Here is a 21,304-nt window from a genome sequence, read left to right as displayed (position 1 = left end):
CCCCCCCCGCGGGTGGTTCAGAGTTGACGGCTGGTCAGCCGGTTGCCCGGCCGGTCAGATTCAGCCGCTGAAGGTGCCGGTCTTCTCCACGGCCCACTTGCCGTCCTTGACGGCGTAGACGGTGAGCTGCTTGTTGGTGGTGTCGCCGTACTCGTCGAAGGAGACCTTGCCGGTCACACCCTCGAAGGAGATCGCCTGGACGGCGGCGACGACCTTGGCACGGGCGTCCGCGGGGAGCTTGCCGCTGTTGGCGGCGAGGACGGTCTTGACGCCCTGGATGATGGCCCAGGCGCTGTCGTAGGAGTAGCCGCCGTAGGTCTCGTAGGCGTCCTTGTAAGCGGCGGCCTTGTAGTCCGCGATGAACTTCGCGGCGGAGGGCAGCTGCTCGACCGGGAGGCCGACCGCGGTGGCGAGGTCGCCCTGGCTCTTCGGGTTGAGCTTGATGAAGTCACCGCTCTGGATGCCGTCGCCGCCCATCAGCGGGATGTTGACGCCACCCTCCTTGAGCTGGAGCGAGAGGGGACCGGCGGCCGGGTACTCGCCGCCGTAGTAGATCGCCTCGGCGCCGGAGGACTTGACCTTGGTGACGATCGCGTTGAAGTCGCGGTCGTCGGGGTTGACGTGCTCCTCGCCGACGATGGAACCGCCGAGCTTGGTGAACTCGCCCTTGAAGGTACCGGCGAGGCCGGCGCCGTAGGTCTTCTGGTCGTCGATCAGGAAGACCTTCTTCTTCTTCGCCTCGTTCACCAGGTACTGGGCCGCGAACGGGCCCTGCACGGCGTCGGTGGTCGAGGTGCGGAAGTAGGACTTGAACGGACGGGCCTTCGTGCCGGTGGCCCACGCCTCGCCCTGGCTCAGCGCGACACCGGTGTTGGCCGGGGAGATCTGCACCAGGTTGGCGTCGTTGAAGATCTGCTGCATCGACTGGGCGACGCTGGAGTTGAGCGGGCCGACCACGCCGATGACGGTCTTGTCGGCGACCAGGTTGGTGGCGTTCTGCTGGCCGGGGGCCGGCTTCGCGGTGTCGTCCAGGGCCTTGACCTCGAACTTGACGCCCGGGACCTCGTTCTTGGCGTTGGCCTGCTTGACGGCCAGGTCCACCGAGTTCTTGATGCCGAGGCCGAGGGCGGAGAGGTCACCGGTGAGCGGGGCGTCGACGCCGATGGTCACGGTGATGGAACCGGCCGCGCCGTCTTCGGCCTTCTTCTCGCCGCGCGAGCCGCAGGCGGAGAGGGAGAGCGCGCCGGCGACTGCGATGCTCACGACAATCAGTGAACGATTACGCACGAGGGTTCCCTTTCTGAGGAAAAGCACCGGGCCGGAAGTGCCTTGGTGCTCGGTCGCGCGCTGGGGCCAGGCCCGATTGTGTGGCGCGGTGACTGGCCGTGACTCTAGAACGCATTCGGCCAGTCGGGCAGGGGTGCGGGCATGCTGTGATTCTCTTGTTATGAGGACATGCCGAAGTAATCTCACAATGTGGTCGTTCGGGTCGGATCTGACGGGGTGTGACAGGAGCCTCAGGGGGTGGTGGACCTGAACGGGCCCGAGAAATGCAGGTGGTCGGCGATCCGTCCGACTATCGGACGCCAGTGTCCGCAGGCGTGGCATCGGCCGGAGGTGTCCGGATATCGGATTCTGGACAGGCAATGTGGAGCTGTCGGGAAAGTGCTAGCGCATATCCGTCACCCGGGATCTGGCTGATGGTCTGGATTGCACGGGTGTTACGCAGCGTTACATCCAGATAGGGGAGGCCGGCGTCCAGCGGGAGGCCGGTGCAGTCCTGCACCCGGTAGTCCAGGGTCAGGGGCGCGCTCTGACCAGCCGTCACCTCGTACGGGAGGCCGCGGTGCGCCGACACTCGTAACCCCGGGTAGGGCTGGGTGAGCCCGATCAGCTCCACCGGGAACGAACCGGCCACCTCGACGCTCATCAGGATGCTGAAGCTGCCCGGCGCCTCGGCCGAGACCGAACGGTAGGTCAGTCGGGTCACCTGGGCGGGGAACGGCGCCGCCGGCGGGGGAGGGTCGGCCGGGGGTGCTGGTTGGTCCAGCGCGCGGAGCGCGACCAGGGTGATCCCGGCGGTCGACAGTGCTGCCAGCACGAAGCGCTGACGATTCGTCAGCCGGTTCGGCGGCCGGTGTGCGGGCGGCGTCGGCCCGGCCGAGAAGGTGCCCTCCCCCGCCTCGATCGGCCCGAGATCCCCGGCTCCGGTGCCGTCCCGCCCGCCGCTGTCCCGCCTGCCGCCGCGCTGCTCGCCCGACATGCCGCCGCCCCCTTGTCCGGCCAGCTACCTGCCCGGCGCGGGCGGGGGTCAAACAAGGGGGCGGGGCCGGGGGCTAGAGGTCGCGCAGCATGCAGGTCAGCCGGCAGCTGGTGATCCGCTTGCCGGTGTCGTCGGTGATGGCGATCTCGAAGGTGGCGGCGGTCCGGCCCTTGAACACCGCGGTGGCCACCCCGGTCACCAACCCCGAGGTGGCGGACCGGTGGTGGGTCGCGTTCAGGTCCACGCCGACCGCGTACCGGCCGGGTCCGGCGTGCAGCATCGCACCGATCGAACCCAGTGTCTCCGCCAGCGCGGCCGAGGCCCCGCCGTGCAGCAGTCCGTACGGCTGCTGGTTGCCCTCCACCGGCATGGTGCCGACCACCCGGTCCGCGCTGGCCTCCACCACCTTGATGCCGAGCCGGTCACCGAGGTGGCCGCCGGAGAAGGTGGCGGGGTCGACGCCCAGCTTGGCGAAGTGATCGAGGACGTCCTGCGGGACGTTCAGGATCGGGGCCGCGTCGGTCATGGTGCTCCTGCCGGTCGAGGGTCTGTGCTCGTGCTCCCGTGATCGTACGACCGTGGCTCGCGGCGGCAAGAGGTTGTCGGCGGCGGGCCATAGGATCGGTCATCGGCAGAGCAATCGGCAGGAACGGACGTTGACGTGGCTACGCAGAGTGCAGACAAGAGCGCGCCGGGTGGCGCCGGTTCGGGCGGCCGGCCCCGGCTGATGCTGCTCGACGGGCATTCGATGGCCTACCGGGCCTGGTTCGCGCTGCCCGCGGAGAACTTCTCGACCGTCACCGGTCAGACCACCAACGCGATCTACGGCTTCGCCTCGATGCTCGCCAACACCGTGCGGGACGAGCAGCCCACCCACCTCGCGGTCGCCTTCGACCTCTCCCGGAAGACCTTCCGGTCCGAGGAGTTCCCCGACTACAAGGCCAACCGGGCCAAGACGCCGGACGAGTTCAAGAGCCAGATCGGGCTGATCCACGAGCTGCTCGACGCGATGCACGTCGCCCGGATGTCCGTCGAGGGCTTCGAGGCGGACGACATCATCGCCACCCTGGCCACCGCCGCCGCGGCCGAGGGCTTCGACGTGCTGATCGTCACCGGCGACCGGGACGCACTCCAGCTGGTCACCGAGCACGTCACGGTGCTCTACCCGACCAAGGGCGTCTCCGAGCTCACCCGCTACACCCCGGAGAAGGTCGCCGAGAAGTACGGCGTGACGCCCAGTCAGTACCCCGACCTGGCGGCGCTGCGCGGTGACCCGTCGGACAACCTCCCCGGCATCCCCGGGGTCGGCGAGAAGACCGCCGCCAAGTGGGTCAACCAGTTCGGCTCCTTCGACGAGCTGGTCTCCCGGGCCGACGAGGTCAAGGGCAAGATCGGCGAGAAGCTCCGCGAGCACCTCGACTCGGTCAAGCGCAACCGGGTGCTCACCGAGCTGGTCCGCACCGTCGAACTCCCGCTCGGTGTGGCCGAGTTGGCCCGCATCCCGTTCGACCGCGAGGCGGTCGGCCAGCTGCTGGAGTCGCTGGAGTTCCGCAACTCCAACTTCCGCGAGCGGGTCTACGGCGTCGACCCGGCCGGTGCCGAGCTGGCCGAGGAGGTCGCCGCCGCGCCCGGTATCGCGGTCGAGGGCACGCTGCTCACCGAGCCCGGCGCGCTGGCCGGCTGGCTGGCCGAGCGGCCCACCGGCCTGATCGCGGTCGCCGCCGTCCACCAGTGGTCGCTCGGCACCGGCGAGGTCGGCGAGATCGCGCTGGCCGCCGGTGAGACGGCCGCCTGGTTCGACCCGACCCAGCTCGCCGAGCAGGACGAACGCGCCTTCGCCGACTGGCTCGCCGACGCCGACCGGCCCAAGGCGCTGCACATCGCCAAGCAGGTCATCCGGGCCTTCGCCGAGCGCAGTTGGACGATCCGCGGCATCGTCGCCGACACCGCACTGGCCGCCTACCTGGACAAGCCGGGCCGCCGTACCTTCACCCTGGACGTGCTGGCCGAGGAGTACCTGGCCCGCTCGCTCGCCCCCGCCGAGGTGGCCGAGAGCGGCCAGCTCTCCTTCGACGCCCCCGAGCACGACCCGACGGCCGGCGCGCAGGCGCTGATGGCCCAGGCCCGGGCGGTCCTCGACCTGGCCGCCTTCTTCGAGACCCGGCTCGCCCAGGTCGGCGCGACCAAGCTGCTGCACGAGATGGAGCTGCCGATCGCCGAGCTGCTGGCCCGGATGGAGCGCACCGGCATCGCCGCCGACGGCGAGTGGCTCACCACCATCGAGTCGCAGTTCGCCGCCGAGATCCAGCGGGTGGTCGGGGAGGCGCACGCCGCCGCCGGGCACGAGTTCAACCTCGGCTCGCCCAAGCAGCTCCAGGAGATCCTGTTCGGCGAGCTGGCCCTGCCCAAGACCAAGAAGATCAAGACCGGTTACACCACGGATGCCGACGCGCTGACCTGGCTGGCCGGCCAGACCACCAACGAGCTGCCGGTCATCCTGCTCCGCCACCGCGACCAGGCCAAGCTGCGGACGACGGTCGAGGGCCTGCTCAAGACGGTCTCGCCGAAGGGCCGGATCCACACCACCTTCAACCAGATGGTCGCCGCCACCGGCCGACTGTCCTCCCAGGACCCGAACCTGCAGAACATCCCGGTCCGGACGGAGGAGGGCCGGCAGATCCGCCGCGCCTTCGTGGTCGGCGAGGGCTACGAGGCGCTGCTCACCGCCGACTACTCGCAGATCGAGCTCCGGATCATGGCCCACCTCTCCGAGGACGCCGCCCTGATCGAGGCCTTCGAGTCCGGCGAGGACCTGCACACCACGGTCGCCTCCCAGGTCTTCGACGTCGAGCCTGAGGCGGTCGACGCGGAGATGCGGCGCAAGATCAAGGCGATGTCGTACGGGCTGGCGTACGGCCTGTCGGCGTACGGGCTCTCGCAGCAGCTCGGCATCAAGCCGGGCGAGGCGCAGGGCCTGATGGACACCTACTTCGAGCGCTTCGGCGGGGTCCGCGACTACCTGCACCGGGTGGTCGAGGAGGCGCGGGCGATCGGGTACACCGAGACGCTGCTCGGCCGGCGGCGCTACCTGCCCGACCTCACCAGCGACAACCGGCAGCGGCGGGAGATGGCCGAGCGGATGGCGCTGAACGCGCCGATCCAGGGCTCCGCGGCGGACATCGTGAAGATCGCGATGCTGAATGTCGACAAGGCGCTGGTGGCGGCCGGGCTCAAGACCCGGATGCTGCTCCAGGTCCACGACGAAATCGTGCTCGAGCTCGCGCCGGGTGAGCGGGAGCAGGTCGAGGCACTGGTCCGCGAGCAGATGGCCGAGGCCTACCCGCTGCGGGCTCCGCTCGACGTCTCGGTCGGCGTGGGCGCCAACTGGGAAGAGGCCGCGCACTGACAGAGGTGGGCACCGCCAGGGGCTCGGGGAACTGCGACGCCGACCCTTGCAAGGTGATCCGTGCGTCAGTGGTCAGGCACTTTTGCATGTGACCCCGGCGCCAGATCTCCTCGCAGTTCCCCGAGCCCCTGGACCGTAGATGGTTGAGCGCCTGCCTACTTGCGGGGGTTGGCGCGACGCGTCGGTGCTGCGGTGGTGGGGTCCTCGGGCCAGGGGTGGCGGGGGTAGCGGCCGCGGAGGTCGGCCCGGACGGCCTTGTAGCCCTCGCGCCAGAAGGTGGCCAGGTCGCCGGTGACGGCGGCCGGGCGGCCGGCGGGGGAGAGCAGATGGACCGTCAGCGGCACCCGGCCGCCCGCCAGGGCCGGTGCGGCCTGCCAGCCGAAGAGCTCCTGGAGCTTCACCGCGAGCACCGGCCGGTCCCCGGAGTAGTCCACCCGGATCTTCGAGCCGGTCGGCACGGTGATCCGCTCCGGGGCCAGCTCCTCAAGGCGGCCGGCCTCGCCGGTCGCCCAGGGCAGCAGCCGCTGCAACGCCCCGGCCACGTCGATCCGTTCGAGGTCGGCCCGGCGCCGGGCCCGGGACAGCTCGGGCTCCAGCCAGTCGCCCGACGCAAGGGCGGCATCGCTCACGTCCGGCCAGGATCCGCCCAACTCCCGGTGCAGGAAGGCCAGTCGGGCCCGCAGCGAGGCCGCGTCCGGCGTCCACCGGAGCAGCGCGCCGACTCCCTCCCGGGCCAGCCCGTCCAGCAGAGCCGCCCGGACCAGCGAGCGGTCGGGCTTGGCCAGTGGCACCGCAGCCAGTTCGATCGCGCCCAGCGAGGCGACCCGACGGGCCGTCAACTCACCCTGCCGGACCGACCATTCGACCTCCTCGCGCTCCGTCAGCAGGGCCGCCCCGGCCTGCCGGGCGGTCGCCTCGTCCAGCGCCACCGCCAGCCGGACCCGCGCCGACGGCGAACCGGCGGGGCGGTCCGCGACGGCCACCGCGATCCACTCCGTCCCGGCCAGCCGTGAGCCCGTACCGAGCTCGGCGGCGGTCCCGGCGGCCATCAGGTAAGGGCCGTCCGTGCCACGGGCCCTGGCCACCCGCTCGGGGTAGGCCAGCGCCACCACCAGACCGGCGGCGCGGGCGTCCGGCGGGCCGGTGTCGGGGGCGTCCACCAGCCGCCGCAGCCGCCGGGTCTCGTCCTTCCAACGTCGCGCATACGGGTCCTCGGAGGAGGACCTGACCCGGCGCCAGACCTCCGACAGGTCGTCACCGAAGGCCCGGGGCGGCTCCTCCGAGAGCAGCGCGACCACCTCGGCGGCCCGGCGCGCGCCGACCAGGTCGGCGCCGTCCAGCAGGGCGCGCGCCAGCCGGGGGTGCAGCCCGCTCCGGACGATCCGCTGCCCGCGCGCGGTGGCCCGGCCGTCCTGGTCCACCGCGCCGAGGCCGGTCAGCMCCCGCCGGGCGGCCGCCATCGCCCCGCCCGGCGGCCGGTCCGGCAGGGCGAGTCCGGTCGCGTCCGGATCGCCCCAGCAGGCGGCCTGGAGGGCAAAGGAGGTCAGCTCGGCCTGGGCGATCTCCGGGGTCGGGAAGGGGGCGGTGAGGGCGTCCTCGGCCTCGGCCCAGCACCGGTAGACCACCCCGGGCGCCTCCCGCCCGGCTCGCCCGGCCCGCTGCCGCGCGGCCGCCAGCGAGGCCCGTACGGTGACCAGCCCGGCCAGTCCGCGGGCATGGTCGGTACGCGGCTCGCGGGCCAGCCCGGAGTCGACCACCACCCGGACGCCCGGCACGGTCAGCGAGGACTCCGCGACCGAGGTGGCCAGGATCACCCGCCGTCCGGTGCCGGGTGAGAGGGCGGCGTCCTGCACCGCCTGCGGAGCCTGCCCGTGCAGTTGCAGCACCTCCACCGAGGTGCCCAACTGTCCGGCCACCCGGGCGATTTCACCGACCCCGGGCAGGAAGCAGAGCACGTCCCCGGCCCGCTCGGCCAGCGCTCGCCGCACGGTGCCCGCCACGTGCTCCAGCAGCAGCGGATCGGTCCTGGTGCCCTGCGGCGGCTTGACCCCGCGCGGTGGCGGGGCCCACACCACCTCGACCGGGTGGGCGACGCCGTGCGCCTCCACCACGGGTGCTCCGCCGAGCAGTTCGGCCCAGGCGGCGGTGTCCGAGGTGGCCGAGGCGCAGACAATCCCGAGCTCGGGCCGCAGGGTGGCCCGGACGTCCAGCAGGAAGGCCAGCGCGGTGTCGGCGTCCAGATGGCGTTCGTGGCACTCGTCCAGCACCACCACGTCCACCCCGGTCAACTCCTGGTCCCGCTGCAGGCGTTGCAGCAGTACGCCGGTGGTGACCACCTCCACCACGGTGCCGGGCCCGGCGCGCCGTTCGCCACGTACCGTCAGCCCGACCTGGTCACCGACCGCCGTGCCGAGCAGCCAGGCCATCCGCCGCGCGGCGGCCCGCACCGCGAGCCGTCGGGGCTCGGCCACCAGCACCCGCCGGGCCGGGCCCGGCAGGGCGTCCACCAGCCCGGCCAGGGCGAGCGGCACCAGGGTGGTCTTGCCCGTCCCCGGTGGTGCCGCGAGCACGGCGACGCCCTCGGTGGCCAGCGCCCGCTGCAAGGCGGGCACGGCGGTGCGGACCGGCAGTTCGAGCCCGACGGAGCGCACCGGTCAGCCCCGTTCCGCCACGAAGATCGCGGTCCCGGGGAACAGCTCGCCGCGCAGCGGGCTCCAGCCGCCCCAGGTCTGCTCCAGCTCCTCGGGCCACTCCGGCTCGACCAGGTCCAGCAGCCGGAAGCCGGCCCCGACCAGCTCGCGCACCCGGTCCCCGAGCGTGCGGTGGTGCTCGACGTAGGTGGCCCGCCCCTCGGCGTCCTGCTCGACGTACGGGGTGCGGTCGAAGTACGAGGAGCTCGCGGTCAGCCCCTCCTCGCCCGGCTCGTCCGGGAAGGCCCAGCGGATCGGGTGCGTGACCGAGAAGACCCAGCGCGCCCCTGGGCGCAGCACCCGGTGCACCTCGCGCATCAGCGCAGCGGTGTCGGCGCTGAACGGCACCGCCCCGTACGCCGAGCAGGCCAGGTCGAAGGAGCCGTCCGCGAACGGCAGCACCGCCCCGTCGGCCTGCACCACCGCGATCGGCTCGTTGCCCCGGCCGAGGTCGATCCGGCGGGAGTGCTGGAGCTGGCGGTAGGAGATGTCCAGCGCGACCGGGCGGGCGCCCTGGGCGGCCAGCCAGCGCGAGCACTGGGCGGCCCCGGAGCCGATCTCCAGCACCTGGGCACCCGGCAGCGACGCGGCCGGGCCGAGCAGCCGGACCTCGGCCTCGTCCACGCCCTCGGGGCACCAGGTGAAGCGGTCGTCGCCGAGGAACTCGCCGTGCTCGTCCTGGTAGTCGTCGGCGTTCCGATCCCACCAGAGCCGGCTGGCCCGGCTGGACTCACCGGCCTCGGCGTCCCGGCGGAGGGCGTCGTCCTCGTCCTCCTCGGGCAGGTCGGTGGGCGCAAGATCGTCCGGGTCGAAGGCGGGGGTGGTGGCCAAGGTGATACTGCCCGTCGCGTAGGGTATGGACTGCGGAAGCGCTGCTGTCGCGAAACCGGAGCCGCAAGGTACCGGGTCGTGGCCGTGGCATCCGGGGAGAGGCCCCTGCGGCTGCCATCGCGAGATGCGCAGTCGGAGGATATGGCCTGATCCATCCCGATCTCCACCCTCTTCGCCCTCTTCGGCGTTGACCGTGCCGGGCTGGCCCCGTATGCTACAAGTTGCGCTGCGGGCCTGCGCGCCTCGGACGGAGCAGGTCGCGCTCGCATCTGTCGAAGACCCCACGGTCGCAAGACGGACACCTTCTGGCTAGCCGGAATGGTGAGCCGTGTTCTTGGCTGTCCGGCTTTCGGTGGGAGCGATACGGGCCCTCCGCGTGGCAGTACCTACGATTTTCTGTCCGCACCGGAGCCCTTTTCCTAATGACGACCCCCATCACCGACACCTCTGTCAGCACCACCCCGCAGGTCGCGATCAACGACATCGGCGACGCGGCAGCTTTCCTCGCGGCGATCGACGAGACCATCAAGTACTTCAACGATGGCGACATCGTCGAGGGCATCATCGTGAAGGTCGACCGTGACGAGGTCCTCCTCGACATCGGTTACAAGACCGAGGGTGTCATCCCCTCCCGCGAGCTCTCGATCAAGCACGACGTCGACCCGCACGAGGTCGTCAAGGTCGGTGACGAGATCGAGGCCCTGGTTCTCCAGAAGGAGGACAAGGAGGGTCGTCTGATCCTGTCCAAGAAGCGCGCACAGTACGAGCGCGCCTGGGGCACGATCGAGAAGATCAAGGAAGAGGACGGGATCGTCACCGGTACCGTCATCGAGGTCGTCAAGGGTGGTCTCATCCTCGACATCGGCCTCCGTGGCTTCCTGCCGGCCTCGCTCGTCGAGATGCGCCGCGTCCGCGACCTCCAGCCCTACGTGGGCAAGGAGCTCGAGGCCAAGATCATCGAGCTGGACAAGAACCGCAACAACGTGGTCCTGTCCCGCCGTGCCTGGCTGGAGCAGACCCAGAGCGAGGTCCGTCAGACCTTCCTCACCACCCTGCAGAAGGGTCAGGTGCGCTCCGGCGTCGTCTCCTCGATCGTCAACTTCGGTGCCTTCGTGGACCTGGGCGGCGTCGACGGTCTCGTTCACGTCTCCGAGCTGTCCTGGAAGCACATCGACCACCCGTCCGAGGTTGTCGAGGTCGGCCAGGAGGTCACCGTCGAGGTTCTCGACGTTGACATGGACCGCGAGCGCGTCTCCCTGTCGCTGAAGGCGACCCAGGAGGACCCGTGGCAGCAGTTCGCCCGGACGCACCAGATCGGTCAGGTCGTCCCCGGTAAGGTCACCAAGCTCGTTCCGTTCGGTGCGTTCGTGCGCGTCGACGAGGGCATCGAGGGCCTGGTCCACATCTCCGAGCTGGCCGAGCGCCACGTGGAGATCCCGGAGCAGGTCGTCCAGGTCGGCGACGAGATCTTCGTCAAGGTCATCGACATCGACCTCGAGCGTCGCCGCATCAGCCTCTCGCTGAAGCAGGCCAACGAGGCCCTCGGTGCCGACGCGGCCGCGGCCGAGTTCGACCCGACCCTCTACGGTATGGCTGCCTCGTACGACGACGCGGGCAACTACATCTACCCGGAGGGCTTCGACCCCGAGGCCAACGACTGGCTCGAGGGCTTCGAGAAGCAGCGTGAGGCCTGGGAGGCCCAGTACGCCGAGGCGCAGTCGCGCTTCGAGTCGCACCAGGCCCAGGTCATCAAGAGCCGTGAGGCCGACGCCGAGGCCGCTGCCGAGAGTGGCGAGGCCGTTGTCGCCGCCGCCGGTGGCTCGTACTCCTCCAGCAGCGACGAGGGCTCCGGCGCTCTCGCTTCGGACGAGGCGCTCGCCGCGCTGCGCGAGAAGCTGGCCGGTGGCCAGAGCTGATCTCATCCTCATCACTGAGGGTTAGTCACTGACGAACCCCCCGTCCCGGTTCCCGGGACGGGGGGTTCGTTCGTGTGAGATGGAACTCCGGCTGCGGGTATAGGGCATTGGTGCGTTTACGCCTAGCTTTGAGGGGAACTGCCCGAAAGGCTACGCACATATGCGCACCACCCTCACTGCGGCATCTCCCACCCGTCAGCCCGCCGGMCCTCAGGTCGGCGGGCAGCTCGCGGCCCTCGGCCGGTTCTGCCATCGCCACCGGCGCTGGGTACTCGGCCTGTGGGCCGTGGTGCTGCTGCTCGGGGTGCTGATCGGCGGGCGGGTGTTCGAGAGCAGTGTGTCGACCACCTCGGCGGGCGGTTCGGAGTCGGCCGCCGGTACGGCCGCGGTGGCTGCGGCCGACCCGGCGCGGGGCGCCGTGACCGCGGTGGTGGACGGTGCACCGGTGAGCGATCCGGCGGTCAAGGCCGCCGTGACGGCCGCCACCGCCGAGATCGGCGGGCTGCCCGGGGTGGCCTCGGTCTCCGACACGTACAGCACCGGCGGCGCACTGACCTCGACCGACGGCAATGCCGGTCTGGTCTCGGTGCGGATGGCCGACGGCAGTACCGACGCCCAGCTGACGGCCGTGACGGCCGAGCTGGCCGCGATCCACGCCCCTGGCACGCACGTCACGGTCGGCGGGGACCTGGTGACCCAGCAGGAGGTCAAGGACCAGACCGAGCGGGACACCAAGTTCGGCGAGATCGTCACGCTGCCGCTGACCCTGCTGGTGATGGTGCTGGTCTTCGGTGGTTTCGCCGCCGCGAGCCTGCCGGTGATCGGCGCGGTCGCCTCGGTGGGCGGGGCCCTGCTGGCGATGTTCGGCTTCAGCCGGCTGATGGACATCGACACCAGCGTGCTGCCGATCGCCACCGTGCTCGGCCTCGGACTCTCGATCGACTACGCGCTCCTGATGGTCAACCGGTTCCGGGAGGAACGCGGGCACGGGGCCGCGATCGCGGCCGCCGTCGAGCGGACCGCCGCCACGGCGGGACGGACGGTCGCCTTCTCCGGACTGACCGTCGCCGTCGCGCTCTCCGGACTCTTCGTCTTCACCAGCCCGGTCTTCCGGGCCGTCGCGGTGGCCGGCGTGAGCGTGGTGGTGATCGCCGTCGCGGCGGCGCTCACGCTGATCCCCGCGCTCCTCGGCTTCGTCGGACACCGGGTCAGGACACCCAGCGGACCGGTCTCGGACGACGGCTTCTTCGCCCGGACGGCGCGCCGGGTGCAGCGGCGCGCCGTGCCGGTGGTGCTGATCTGCGTCGCGCTGCTGATGGCGGCGGGCGCCCCCTTCCTCAGCTCGGACTGGCGCAGCTCCGGCGCCGGGGTGCTGCCCGCCTCCTCGGCGGGCCGGCAGGTGGCCGAGACCATCGAGCAGCGCTTCCCGCAGCTGGCCCCCGCACCGGTCACCGTGGTGGTCGAGGGCGGCCGGGCGGCCGCGCAGCAGTACGCCGATCAGGTGGTTTCCAAGCTCCCCGGGGTGACCGGCGTACGGGCCGTCACACCGGTCTCGCCGGAGCTGAGCACGGTGGAGGTGCTGGTCGCCGGGGACCCGCAGGGTGCCGGGGCCAAGGACGTGGTCGGTGAACTGCGCGACCAGCGGGGCGGGCTGACCACGTACGTGACGGGGGACGCCGCCTCGGTGGTCGACTTCCAGCACGAGATCGCCACCCGGGGGCCCTGGGCGCTCGCGCTGGTCGCGGTCGGCACGCTGGTGCTGCTGTTCCTGATGACCGGCTCGGTGGTGATGCCGGTCAAGGCGCTGCTGATGAACGTGCTCTCGCTGGGCGCCTCGCTCGGCGCGCTCACCCTGGTCTTCCAGCACGGGTACTTCAGCGGACTGCTGGGCTTCACCCCGACCGGCGGGCTCGAGACCTTCATACCCGTGCTGGTCTTCGCCTTCGCCTTCGGCCTCTCGATGGACTACGAGGTCTTCCTGCTGGCCCGGATCAAGGAGCTGCGGGACGAGGGGTACAGCTCCGCCCGCTCGGTGGAGCTCGGGCTGCAGCGGAGCGGACGGATCATCACCTCGGCCGGGCTGCTGATGGTGATCGTCTTCGCCGGGTTCGCGGCGGGGCAGATGCTGATGGTCAAGGAGATGGGCGTCGCGCTGGCGGTGGCCGTCGCGGTGGACGCGACGTTGGTGCGCTGTCTGCTGGTGCCGGCCACCATGACGCTGTTCGGCGAGTTCAACTGGTGGGCGCCCGCTCCGCTGCGGCGGCTGCACCGGCGGATCGGGCTGACCGAGCACGTCGCGCTGCCGCCGATCCAGGCAGCGGTGCTGCCGGTGCAGCGGGGTACTGCGGAGCTGGAGTCGGTGGAGCGGGAACCGGTCGCGGTCAGCGGCTGAGGCAGCTGTTGGCGAAGTCGCCGTTGAGCGCGGCCAACCCGCCGAGCGCGTCGCAGGCGGCCGCCGGACCGGCGCCGGCCAGCAGCAGACCGCCGGCGGCGGTGATCAGCAGGACGGCGAGCCTGGTCTTGGTGAGCTTCATGACGGGCATCCCTTCGGGGCGGTACGGAGCGACCTGCTCAACGCGCCCGGAGCCCGGAGGGCATGGCCGGGTCACCCGGACGGCGGATCAGCCGAGCCTGCCGAGCAGCGCGATGCCGTCCCGTAGCCGGTGCTGTTCGGCCGGGGTGAGCCGCTCCGCGATGGCAGTCGCCAAGTCCCCCTCGCGGCGGCTGCGCTGGGCGTGCAGGGCAGCGGTGCCTTCGGTGGTGGCGGCGTGCAGCACCTTGCGGCCGTCGGTGGCGTGGCGCTGCTGCTCGACCAGCCCGGCCTCGGTGAGCAGGGCGACGGTGCGGGCCATCGACTGGTGCCGGACGCGCTGACGCTCCGCCAGCTCGGCGGTGGTGTGCGGGCCCTCGCGGACCAGCCGGCCGAGCACGGCGGCCTGGTTCTGCGGCAGCTCGTCGCCGACCCGCAGATGGCGGACCAGGGTGCCGATGGTGGTGCGCAGCTCGGCAGCGAGTTCCAAGGGGTCGAGATTCTCCATGGGGTCAGTCTATCGAGGTTCTGTGCAGCAGAACTGTACAGTTCTGCTGTAGTGTTTCGGGCATGCGACTCACCAAGTTCGGACATGCCTGCGTACGCGTCGAGACCGAGCGGGCCACCGTGGTCATCGACCCAGGGGCGTTCACCGAGGAGGGCGCCCTGCGGGGTGCCGACGCGGTGCTGATCACCCATGAGCACTTCGACCACTTCGTGGAGGACCGCCTGCGCGCGGCCGTCGAGGCCGACCCCGGGCTGCGGATCTGGACCAACGGATCGGTCGCCCGGCAGCTGACCGGGCTGGGCAGCCGGGTCAAGGTGGTGGGGGAGGGCGATGCGTTCGAGATCAACGGACTCGACGTCAGCGTGCACGGCGAGTGGCACGCCCTGATCCACCCGGACATCCCCCGGGTCGGCAACATCGGCTTCCTGCTGGACGGCCGGCTGTTCCACCCCGGCGACGCACTGACCCTGCCGCCGCAGCCGGTGGAGACGCTGCTGCTCCCGCTGGCCGCGCCCTGGGCGCGGATCGCCGACCTGATCGACTACGTCCGCGAGGCCGCGCCCCGGCGGGCGCTCGCCGTGCACGAGGCGGTGCTCAGCGAGGCCGGGCAGGCGGTACACGTAAGGCTGATCGGCGGGACCGCAGGGGTGGAGTTCGGGCAGCCGAAGACCGGCGAGCAGCTCGATCTCGACGGGGCGGTAGCCTGACGCCATGCTGAGGATCGGACTGACGGGCGGGATCGGCGCGGGCAAGAGCGAGGTCTCCAGGCAACTGGCCGCGCTGGGCGCGCTGATCGTGGACTCCGACCTGATCGCCCGTGAGGTGGTCGCACCGGGGACGGACGGACTGCGGGCCGTGGCGGCCGAGTTCGGCCCCTCGGTGCTGCGGGCCGACGGCTCGCTGGACCGGCCCGCGCTGGGCGCGCTGGTCTTCGCCGACCCGGAGCGGCTGGCGGCGCTGAACGCGATCGTGCACCCGCTGGTCCGCGCCCGGTCCGCCGAGCTGGAGGCCGCGGCGGGGGAGCGGGACGTGGTGGTGCACGACGTCCCGCTGCTCGCGGAGAACGGGCTCGCGCCGCTCTACGACCAGGTGGTCGTGGTGGACGCGAGCGACGAGGCCAGGATCGACCGCCTGGTCCGCCTGCGCGGCATGACCGAGGCCGAGGCCCGGGCCCGGATGGCCGCCCAGGCCGACCGGGAGACCCGGCTGGCGATCGCCGACCTGGTGATCGACAACAGTGGCTCGCTGGACGAACTGGCGCCCCGGGTCCAGGAGTTGTGGGAGACGCTGCAGAAGCGGCGCTAACCTCCCAGTATGCCCTGGACGGCGCCGGTCAGTTCGGCGACCGCGACGGCCAGCGGGGCGACCGGGGCGGCGATCGCAGTCAGCCGGTCCAGGGCCCGGCGGAGCACGCCGGGCTCGGGGCTCTGCTCGGCCAACTCCTCGCGCAGGCGGCGTACTTCGACCTGCGGGGTGTCGCCGTCGGGGAGCTCGGCCCGGTGCTCGGCGAGCAACCGCTCGACAGTGGCCAGCAGTTCGACGGCCAATGCCCGGTGGTCGACGGCCAGGTTCTGGAAGCCGACCGGGCCGCTGACCGCGCGGGCGTGCTGCCCGATCGCCTGGTTGCCGACCTGGCTCCGGCCGCCGAACTGCTGCACGCCGTGGTTGGTCACGGGGTCGTTCGCCATCAACTGCTCCTCCGTCACAGGGTCTTGTCGAGGTCAGGGGTCTGCTGGTTGGCCGTCGCACCCTGGCCGATCGCCTGGTTGCCGACCACGCTGATACCGCCCTGCTGGATCACCCCGTGGTTCAGGATGGTCTGCTGCTGCTGCCGCAGGTCTCTGGTGTCCACGCCGTGCTCGTCAAGGAACTCCACGATCGCCGCGAAGGCGTGCCGGTCGAGGGTGTCGAAGGCCCGGTTGGCGTCGATTTGCTGGAAGTAGTTCTGGTAGTGCCCGCTGTCGGCCGCCTCCCGCACGCTCGGTGCGGCTCCGTAGTCGAAGCCCGGGCTCTGTTCGATCGTCAGCAGCTCGTGCAACCTGCGCCGTTGCCGCCGTCGGGCCGCCGKCGCCTGCCGGTAGGCGGCCCGGGGTGCGCCGAACAAGGTGCGGGCGGTGCCGCCGACGCCGGCCAGCCGCAGGATGCGCAGGCGGGTCGCGGTCGCGGTGGCGGGCAGCAGGTCGATCTCGTGGTACCAGGCGTGCACCGGGGACAGGATGCGCCGCTCGGCCTGGATGTGCATGGTCCGGCCGTCGGTGGACATGTGCAGGAACAGGCTCGGCACCACGTCACCGCCCCAGAGCGGGAGGTTCGCGGCCAGGTAGTGCCGCACCACGCCGGTGGGGTTGAGGGCGATCTCCCGGACCCGGTCCTCCGGCAGCGAGGTGGCCGGGGAGAGCTGGTCGGGCGGCAGCAGTTCGTCGTTCCCGGCCAGGGCGGCGCCGTTGGCGAAGACCCGGTCCTGGAGCTTGAGCACCGACAGGTCGGTCTCGTCCTTCCCGGGCTTGTCGGCTGCGTGCCGGGCGGAGGTCTCCTGCAGTCGCAGCCGGACCGCGCTGACCAGCTGCCAGACGTCGAACTCCTGCAGGCCGAGCGCCGGTTGACCCGGCCCGGCGGGAGCGGGCAGCAGCGCCACGGCGGTCGTCCAGCTGCCGCGCGTCCCGGAGTAGCCGACGAACGGGTCGTAGCCGCTGTAGATGGTGAGATTCCCCCGCTGGGCCTTGGCGATGGCGGCCAGCCGGAGCTGGGTCTCGCGGGTGCCGGACGGCGAGACCGGCAGGTCGGGGCGGAACACCTCGCGCCGGAACTGGCCACGCAGCCGGGCATCCACGTCCAGCACATGACGCAGCGTCAGCAGATAGGCCGCCACCAGCCCGCCGGTGGTGACCACCAGGGCCGGGATGCCGAGCAGCCAGCTGCCGAGCAGCCAGCTCAGCAGCCCGCCCGGGTCGACCGAGCCGAGCAGCAGGGCCAGGACCAGCCCGGTCCCGAGCACGGCGATCCCGGTCACGGCCAGCCGAAGCACCGCGTACGGGGTGGTGAACAGGCTGCGTCCCCGGGCGGTCCAGGCAGTGCTGGTGTCGGCGGACGAACGGCTGAGCGCCCACAGCGCGCCCCGGGCGAACAGTAGCCACAGGGGTGCGAAGAGCAGGATCACACCGAACACCACGGTGAGGGCCAAGTCCCGTCGCCGGCGCAGACCTTGGGCGGCGATGCTGTGCCGGGCCACCGGGACCAGGTCGAAGGCGGGCGAGCTGGCGACGGCGCCGAACTCGTCGTACACCAGGTGCTCGACGACCGAGTCGGCGAGCAGGTCGTGGGTGTACGCGGCCGCGCTGACGTACCGGGTCACGTCGCCCGGCACGCTGCCCAGCGGGGTGGAGTTCGGTCGCTGGTACTCGGCCATGACGGTGCTCCGTTCACGCTTGCGGGTGGGCTGCCGGGTGGCCGCCGCCGAGGCGTCCTCCGGCCGGGCTGCCAGGGAGAGGAGGACGAGGGTGAGGAGCAGGCCGACGAACAGGCCGAAGGTCAGGGCGGCGGTGATCTGCTCCACGAAGGCCAGGTCGGCGCGGAGATAGCCGTGCAGCCGGTCACCCTGCCAGAGGATGACCCAGATCGGCAGCGCCGACAGCAGGCCCGCCAGCCCCCCGGCGCCCAGGCAACCCACCAACAGGGCGGCCCGCCCCTGGCGCAACGGCACGTACAGGGCCACCAGAACCAGCAGTACGGCCAGGAACGTGACGGTCCCGGCCAGTTGGCTGAACGCCCAGACCAGGTCGGGATCGTCGCCGACCACCCACCAGCCGGCCGAGAGGAGCTGACGCCGCAGCCAGTCCAGGATCTGGTTCTCCGGCCTGTCCTGGTCCAGCAACCACCGTTGCACCCACGGGCTGCCCAGCACGATCAGGGCCAGGCAGACCGCCAGCAGCCGGCGTCGGGCCAACTTCGTTACAGCGAAGCCCAGTTCCATTGCACCCCCCAGCGCGTCCGGTGCTGAGCACCCTACGCCGCAGGGGGGTGACTGTCAGGGATATGCCGAGTCTCAGGGCTTGCGGGCGACCCCGGCCCAGATGCCGGTGGTCGCGTCGGTGTCGGCCGGCGGCTGGTCCGGGTGCCAGCTCGGGGCGGTGACCAGGCCGGGCTCGAGCAGTTCGAGGCCGTCGAAGAAGCTCAGCACCTCGGCCTTGGTGCGCATGCTCAGCTGGGCGGTGGCGCTCCTGTAGACGGCGGGGCCCTTTGCGGCCGCCTCCGGGGTGGCGAAGTCGGTGGTGCCGTGCGAGATCGCCAGGAAGCTGCCGGACGGGAGGGCATCGACCAGGGTGCGGACGATGGCCCGCGGGTCGTCGGCGTCGTCGATGAAGTGCAGGACCGCGAAGAGCAGCAGAGCGACCGGCTCGCCCAGGTCGATCACCTTGCGGACCTCGGAGTTGTCCAGGATCGCCGCGGGGTCGCGCAGGTCGGCCTGGACCACGGTGGCGTTGCCGGCTCCGGCACCGGCCAGCAGCGCGCGGCTGTGCACCAGCACGATCGGGTCGTTGTCCAGGTAGGCGACCTTGGCGTCGGGGTGCACCTGCTGCGCGATCTCGTGGGTGTTGCCCGCGGTCGGAATGCCGGTGCCGATGTCCAGGAACTGCCGGATGCCGTACTCGGCGGCGAGTCTGCGGACGGCGCGCTGCAGGAAGGAGCGGTTGGCGAGCGCGCTGATCCGCACCAGCGGGCTGAGCGAGAGCACCTTCTCGGCGGCCTCCCGGTCGGCCGGGAAGTTGTCCTTGCCACCCAGGTAGTAGTCGTACATCCGGGCCGGGTGCGGTATTTCCGGGCGCAGGTCGGTCGGCGGGCGGAGTTCGTCCTGGTCACCCGACATCCAGTCCAGCGAGACATCCTGATGATCGGTCATGTCTGTTCTCCCCCGTGGCTGTTCGAGTCGGCCGGGTGCCGAGATGTTTCGAACGCAGCATAGTTGGATCAGAGGTCGGCGGTGTGCGGCTCCGGACCTCCGGACGGATCGCGGGTGAGCAGATAGCGGGCACCGGGCCCGGCGGTCCCGGCGCGGTCGCCGGCGTTGTAGAGCGCGCAGCGGGAGAGGGACAGGCAGCCGCAGCCGATGCAGCCGGTGAGCTTCTGCTTGAGGCGTTCCAGCTCGGCGATCTGCTCGTCGATCCTGGACTGCCACGACTCGGCCACCGTGCTCCACTCCTGGCTGCTCGGCGCCCGGTCGCCGGGGAGCCGGTCGAGCGCGGTGCGGGCCTCGTCGAGGGACAGGCCGACCCGCTGGGCGGCCCGGACGAAGGCGACCCGGCGGAGGGTGGCGCGCTGGTAGCGACGCTGGCCGCCGGCCGTGCGCTCGGAGCCGATCAGTCCGAGCTTCTCGTAGTAGCGCAGCGCGGAGGTGGCCATCCCGCTGCGCTCGGAGAGCTGACCGATGGTGAGCAGATCGTGCCGGGAGAGAGTCACGGGTCGGAACAATACCGGGCTTGACTTGAAGTCGACTTCAAGTTGCACGATCTCATCCATGACCACCGCAGCGACCACTCCGCAGCAGTACGGCTTCGACGACCTGGCCCACCTGATGGCCCTGATGACCGGCGACGAGAAGCACGGCCCCGCCGCCACCTCCACCCTGGACGCGCTCTGGGTGCTCTATCACCGAGTGCTCCGGGTCGGCCCGGAGAGCGTCACGGCCGCCGACCGGGACCGCTTCCTGCTCTCCAAGGGCCATGGCCCGATGGCCTACTACGCGGTGCTGGCCGCCAAGGGCTTCCTCGACCCGGCGGTGCTGCCGAGCTTCGGCGACTACGACTCGCCGCTCGGCCACCACCCGGACCGCCTGCTGGTGCCCGGCGCCGAGATCGGCTCGGGATCGCTCGGCCACGGCCTGCCGCTGGCGGTCGGCACCGCGCTCGGGCTGCGCGCCCAGGGTCTGCCGGACCCGGCGGTCTGGGTGCTGATCGGGGACGCCGAGTTCGACGAGGGCAGCAACCACGAGGCGGTCGCCTTCGCCGGGGCCTACGGGCTTGACCGGCTGCACACCGTGGTGATCGACAACTCCTCGGCCAGCCTGGGCTGGCAGGGCGGGATCGCGGCCCGGTTCGAGGGCGCGGGCTGGTCGGCCGTCACGGTGGACGGCCGGGATCACGAGGCGCTGTACCAGGCGTTCACCGCGCCGCACGAGGGCCGGCCGCATGTCGTGGTCGCCCAGGTCGAGTCCAAGTACTAAGAGGGGAAGCGGAAGACATCATGGACACCATGCGCGAGCGTTTCGCGGCCGTCAGCACCGAACTGCTGGACCAGGAACCGAGGTTGGCCGTCGTGCTGGCCGACATCGGCGCGGACGCCTTCGCGGCCGCCCGGAGCGAGCACCCCGACCGGGTGATCAACGTCGGTATCAGGGAGCAGCTGCTGATCGGCGTGGCCGGCGGCCTGGCGCTGGCCGGGATGCGGCCGATCGCCCACACCTTCGCCAGCTTCCTGGTGGAACGCCCCTTCGAGCAGGTCAAGTTGGACCTCGGCCACCAGGGTGTCGGCGCGGTGCTGGTCAGCGCGGCCGGTTCGTACGACTGGCCGGCCGGCGGCCGGACCCACATGGCGCCCGGCGACGTGGCGCTGCTGGACACCCTGCCCGGCTGGACGGTGCACGTGCCCGGGCACCCGGACGAGGCCGAGCGGCTGCTGCGGCACGCGGTGGCGGACGGCGACCAGAAGGCGTACGTCCGGCTGTCGGTGCACCAGAACGCCACCGCTCAGCCGGTCGCGCCGGGCCAGTTCCTGACGATCCGTCAGGGCAGGCGGGGCGTTGTGCTGGCGGTCGGCCCGATGCTCGACGCCGTCCTGGCGGCCACCGAGGGGCTGGACCTGACGGTGCAGTACGCGGCCACGGTGCGACCGTTCGACCGGGACGGTCTCCGGGCCGCGGTCGGGGACGGTCCGGCGAGCGTGGTCCTGGTCGAGCCCTACCTGGCGGGCACCTCGGTCGGCGAGGTCAACGAGGCACTGAACGACCTCCCGCACCGGGTGCTCGGCCTCGGCGTCCCGAAGGAGGAGCACCGCCAGTACGGCTCCGTCCCGGAGCACCTGGCCGCCTACGGCCTGGACGCGGCCGGCCTGCGCGAGCGGATCGCCTCGTACCTGTGGTGAGGCTGTCCGGGCCCAGGTCGGGAGAA

Annotated in this window: 18 protein-coding genes; 7 read left to right on the top strand and 11 right to left on the bottom strand. The window is 71.6% G+C overall.

The features are described from left to right. Positions 1–60: 60 nt before the first annotated feature. From ACXJMZ_RS02055 to ACXJMZ_RS02045, 3 genes are all read right to left on the bottom strand, one after another. Positions 61–1,287, bottom strand: coding sequence for a branched-chain amino acid ABC transporter substrate-binding protein (locus tag ACXJMZ_RS02055; protein ID WP_457028228.1), 1,227 nt, complete (start codon positions 1,285–1,287; stop codon positions 61–63). 289 nt (positions 1,288–1,576) lie between these two features. Then, positions 1,577–2,263 (bottom strand): Tat pathway signal sequence domain protein, encoded by a 687-nt coding sequence (locus ACXJMZ_RS02050; RefSeq protein WP_457028227.1) that lies wholly within the window; start codon positions 2,261–2,263, stop codon positions 1,577–1,579. Positions 2,264–2,336: 73 nt separating this feature from the next. Next, positions 2,337–2,789, bottom strand: coding sequence for a PaaI family thioesterase (locus ACXJMZ_RS02045; RefSeq protein ID WP_057230564.1), 453 nt, complete (start codon positions 2,787–2,789; stop codon positions 2,337–2,339). A 201-nt stretch (positions 2,790–2,990) separates the two neighbouring features. Here ACXJMZ_RS02045 and polA point away from each other — a divergent pair, with 201 nt between their 5' ends. Continuing rightward, positions 2,991–5,669: a DNA polymerase I gene (polA, locus tag ACXJMZ_RS02040; RefSeq protein ID WP_457028309.1), complete on the top strand. Its 2,679-nt coding sequence runs from the start codon at positions 2,991–2,993 to the stop codon at positions 5,667–5,669. 155 nt (positions 5,670–5,824) lie between these two features. Here polA and hrpB read toward each other — a convergent pair whose 3' ends face one another. Both hrpB and ACXJMZ_RS02030 read right to left on the bottom strand, forming a co-directional pair. Then, positions 5,825–8,320 (bottom strand): ATP-dependent helicase HrpB, encoded by a 2,496-nt coding sequence (hrpB, locus tag ACXJMZ_RS02035; protein ID WP_457028226.1) that lies wholly within the window; start codon positions 8,318–8,320, stop codon positions 5,825–5,827. Between the two features lie 3 nt (positions 8,321–8,323). Continuing rightward, positions 8,324–9,190 (bottom strand): class I SAM-dependent methyltransferase, encoded by an 867-nt coding sequence (locus ACXJMZ_RS02030; protein ID WP_457028225.1) that lies wholly within the window; start codon positions 9,188–9,190, stop codon positions 8,324–8,326. A gap of 422 nt (positions 9,191–9,612) precedes the next feature. Between ACXJMZ_RS02030 and rpsA the strand changes: the two genes are divergently transcribed. Both rpsA and ACXJMZ_RS02020 read left to right on the top strand, forming a co-directional pair. Continuing rightward, a complete protein-coding gene (gene rpsA / locus ACXJMZ_RS02025; RefSeq protein WP_457028224.1) occupies positions 9,613–11,106 on the top strand; it encodes a 30S ribosomal protein S1 in 1,494 nt (497 codons plus the stop codon). 160 nt (positions 11,107–11,266) lie between these two features. After that, positions 11,267–13,498 (top strand): MMPL family transporter, encoded by a 2,232-nt coding sequence (locus ACXJMZ_RS02020; RefSeq protein WP_457028223.1) that lies wholly within the window; start codon positions 11,267–11,269, stop codon positions 13,496–13,498. On the opposite strand, the gene ACXJMZ_RS02015 is transcribed toward ACXJMZ_RS02020, so the two are convergent. Both ACXJMZ_RS02015 and ACXJMZ_RS02010 read right to left on the bottom strand, forming a co-directional pair. Next, on the bottom strand, positions 13,488–13,640 hold the full coding sequence (locus tag ACXJMZ_RS02015; RefSeq protein WP_157531470.1) for a hypothetical protein: 153 nt from the start codon (positions 13,638–13,640) through the stop codon (positions 13,488–13,490). The genes ACXJMZ_RS02020 and ACXJMZ_RS02015 overlap by 11 nt on opposite strands. 87 nt (positions 13,641–13,727) lie before the next feature. Next, a complete protein-coding gene (locus ACXJMZ_RS02010) occupies positions 13,728–14,144 on the bottom strand; it encodes a MarR family winged helix-turn-helix transcriptional regulator (protein ID WP_457028222.1) in 417 nt (138 codons plus the stop codon). Positions 14,145–14,206: 62 nt separating this feature from the next. On the opposite strand from ACXJMZ_RS02010, the gene ACXJMZ_RS02005 reads away from it, so the two are divergent. After that, the gene (locus ACXJMZ_RS02005) at positions 14,207–14,851 is read left to right on the top strand and encodes an MBL fold metallo-hydrolase (protein WP_457028221.1); all 645 of its coding nucleotides are present in this window, start codon (positions 14,207–14,209) and stop codon (positions 14,849–14,851) included. Between the two features lie 4 nt (positions 14,852–14,855). Beyond that, positions 14,856–15,449: a dephospho-CoA kinase gene (gene coaE, locus ACXJMZ_RS02000; protein WP_457028220.1), complete on the top strand. Its 594-nt coding sequence runs from the start codon at positions 14,856–14,858 to the stop codon at positions 15,447–15,449. Here the strand turns inward: coaE and ACXJMZ_RS01995 are convergent. The 4 genes from ACXJMZ_RS01995 to soxR form a co-directional block, all read right to left on the bottom strand. Then, positions 15,446–15,832 carry a DUF5955 family protein gene (locus ACXJMZ_RS01995; RefSeq protein ID WP_457028219.1) on the bottom strand — a complete coding sequence of 129 codons (387 nt, stop codon included), beginning with the start codon at positions 15,830–15,832 and terminating at the stop codon, positions 15,446–15,448. The genes coaE and ACXJMZ_RS01995 overlap by 4 nt on opposite strands. 14 nt (positions 15,833–15,846) lie before the next feature. Continuing rightward, a complete protein-coding gene (locus ACXJMZ_RS01990; RefSeq protein ID WP_457028218.1) occupies positions 15,847–18,114 on the bottom strand; it encodes a hypothetical protein in 2,268 nt (755 codons plus the stop codon). Between the two features lie 72 nt (positions 18,115–18,186). Beyond that, entirely contained in the window at positions 18,187–19,041 is an 855-nt protein-coding gene (locus tag ACXJMZ_RS01985) for an SAM-dependent methyltransferase (RefSeq protein ID WP_457028217.1), read from the bottom strand. Between the two features lie 68 nt (positions 19,042–19,109). Then, a complete protein-coding gene (soxR, locus tag ACXJMZ_RS01980; protein WP_457028216.1) occupies positions 19,110–19,598 on the bottom strand; it encodes a redox-sensitive transcriptional activator SoxR in 489 nt (162 codons plus the stop codon). A 58-nt stretch (positions 19,599–19,656) separates the two neighbouring features. Between soxR and ACXJMZ_RS01975 the strand changes: the two genes are divergently transcribed. Then, complete coding sequence (locus ACXJMZ_RS01975) at positions 19,657–20,361, top strand: thiamine pyrophosphate-dependent enzyme (RefSeq protein WP_457028215.1); 705 nt, start codon at positions 19,657–19,659, stop codon at positions 20,359–20,361. Between the two features lie 20 nt (positions 20,362–20,381). Then, positions 20,382–21,278: a transketolase family protein gene (locus ACXJMZ_RS01970; RefSeq protein ID WP_457028214.1), complete on the top strand. Its 897-nt coding sequence runs from the start codon at positions 20,382–20,384 to the stop codon at positions 21,276–21,278. Positions 21,279–21,304 lie beyond the last annotated feature (26 nt).

The sequence above is a fragment of the Kitasatospora sp. P5_F3 genome (assembly GCF_054049135.1).
Note: the sequence above shows the minus strand (reverse complement) of the source record. Positions and strands in the feature narration are given on the sequence as shown.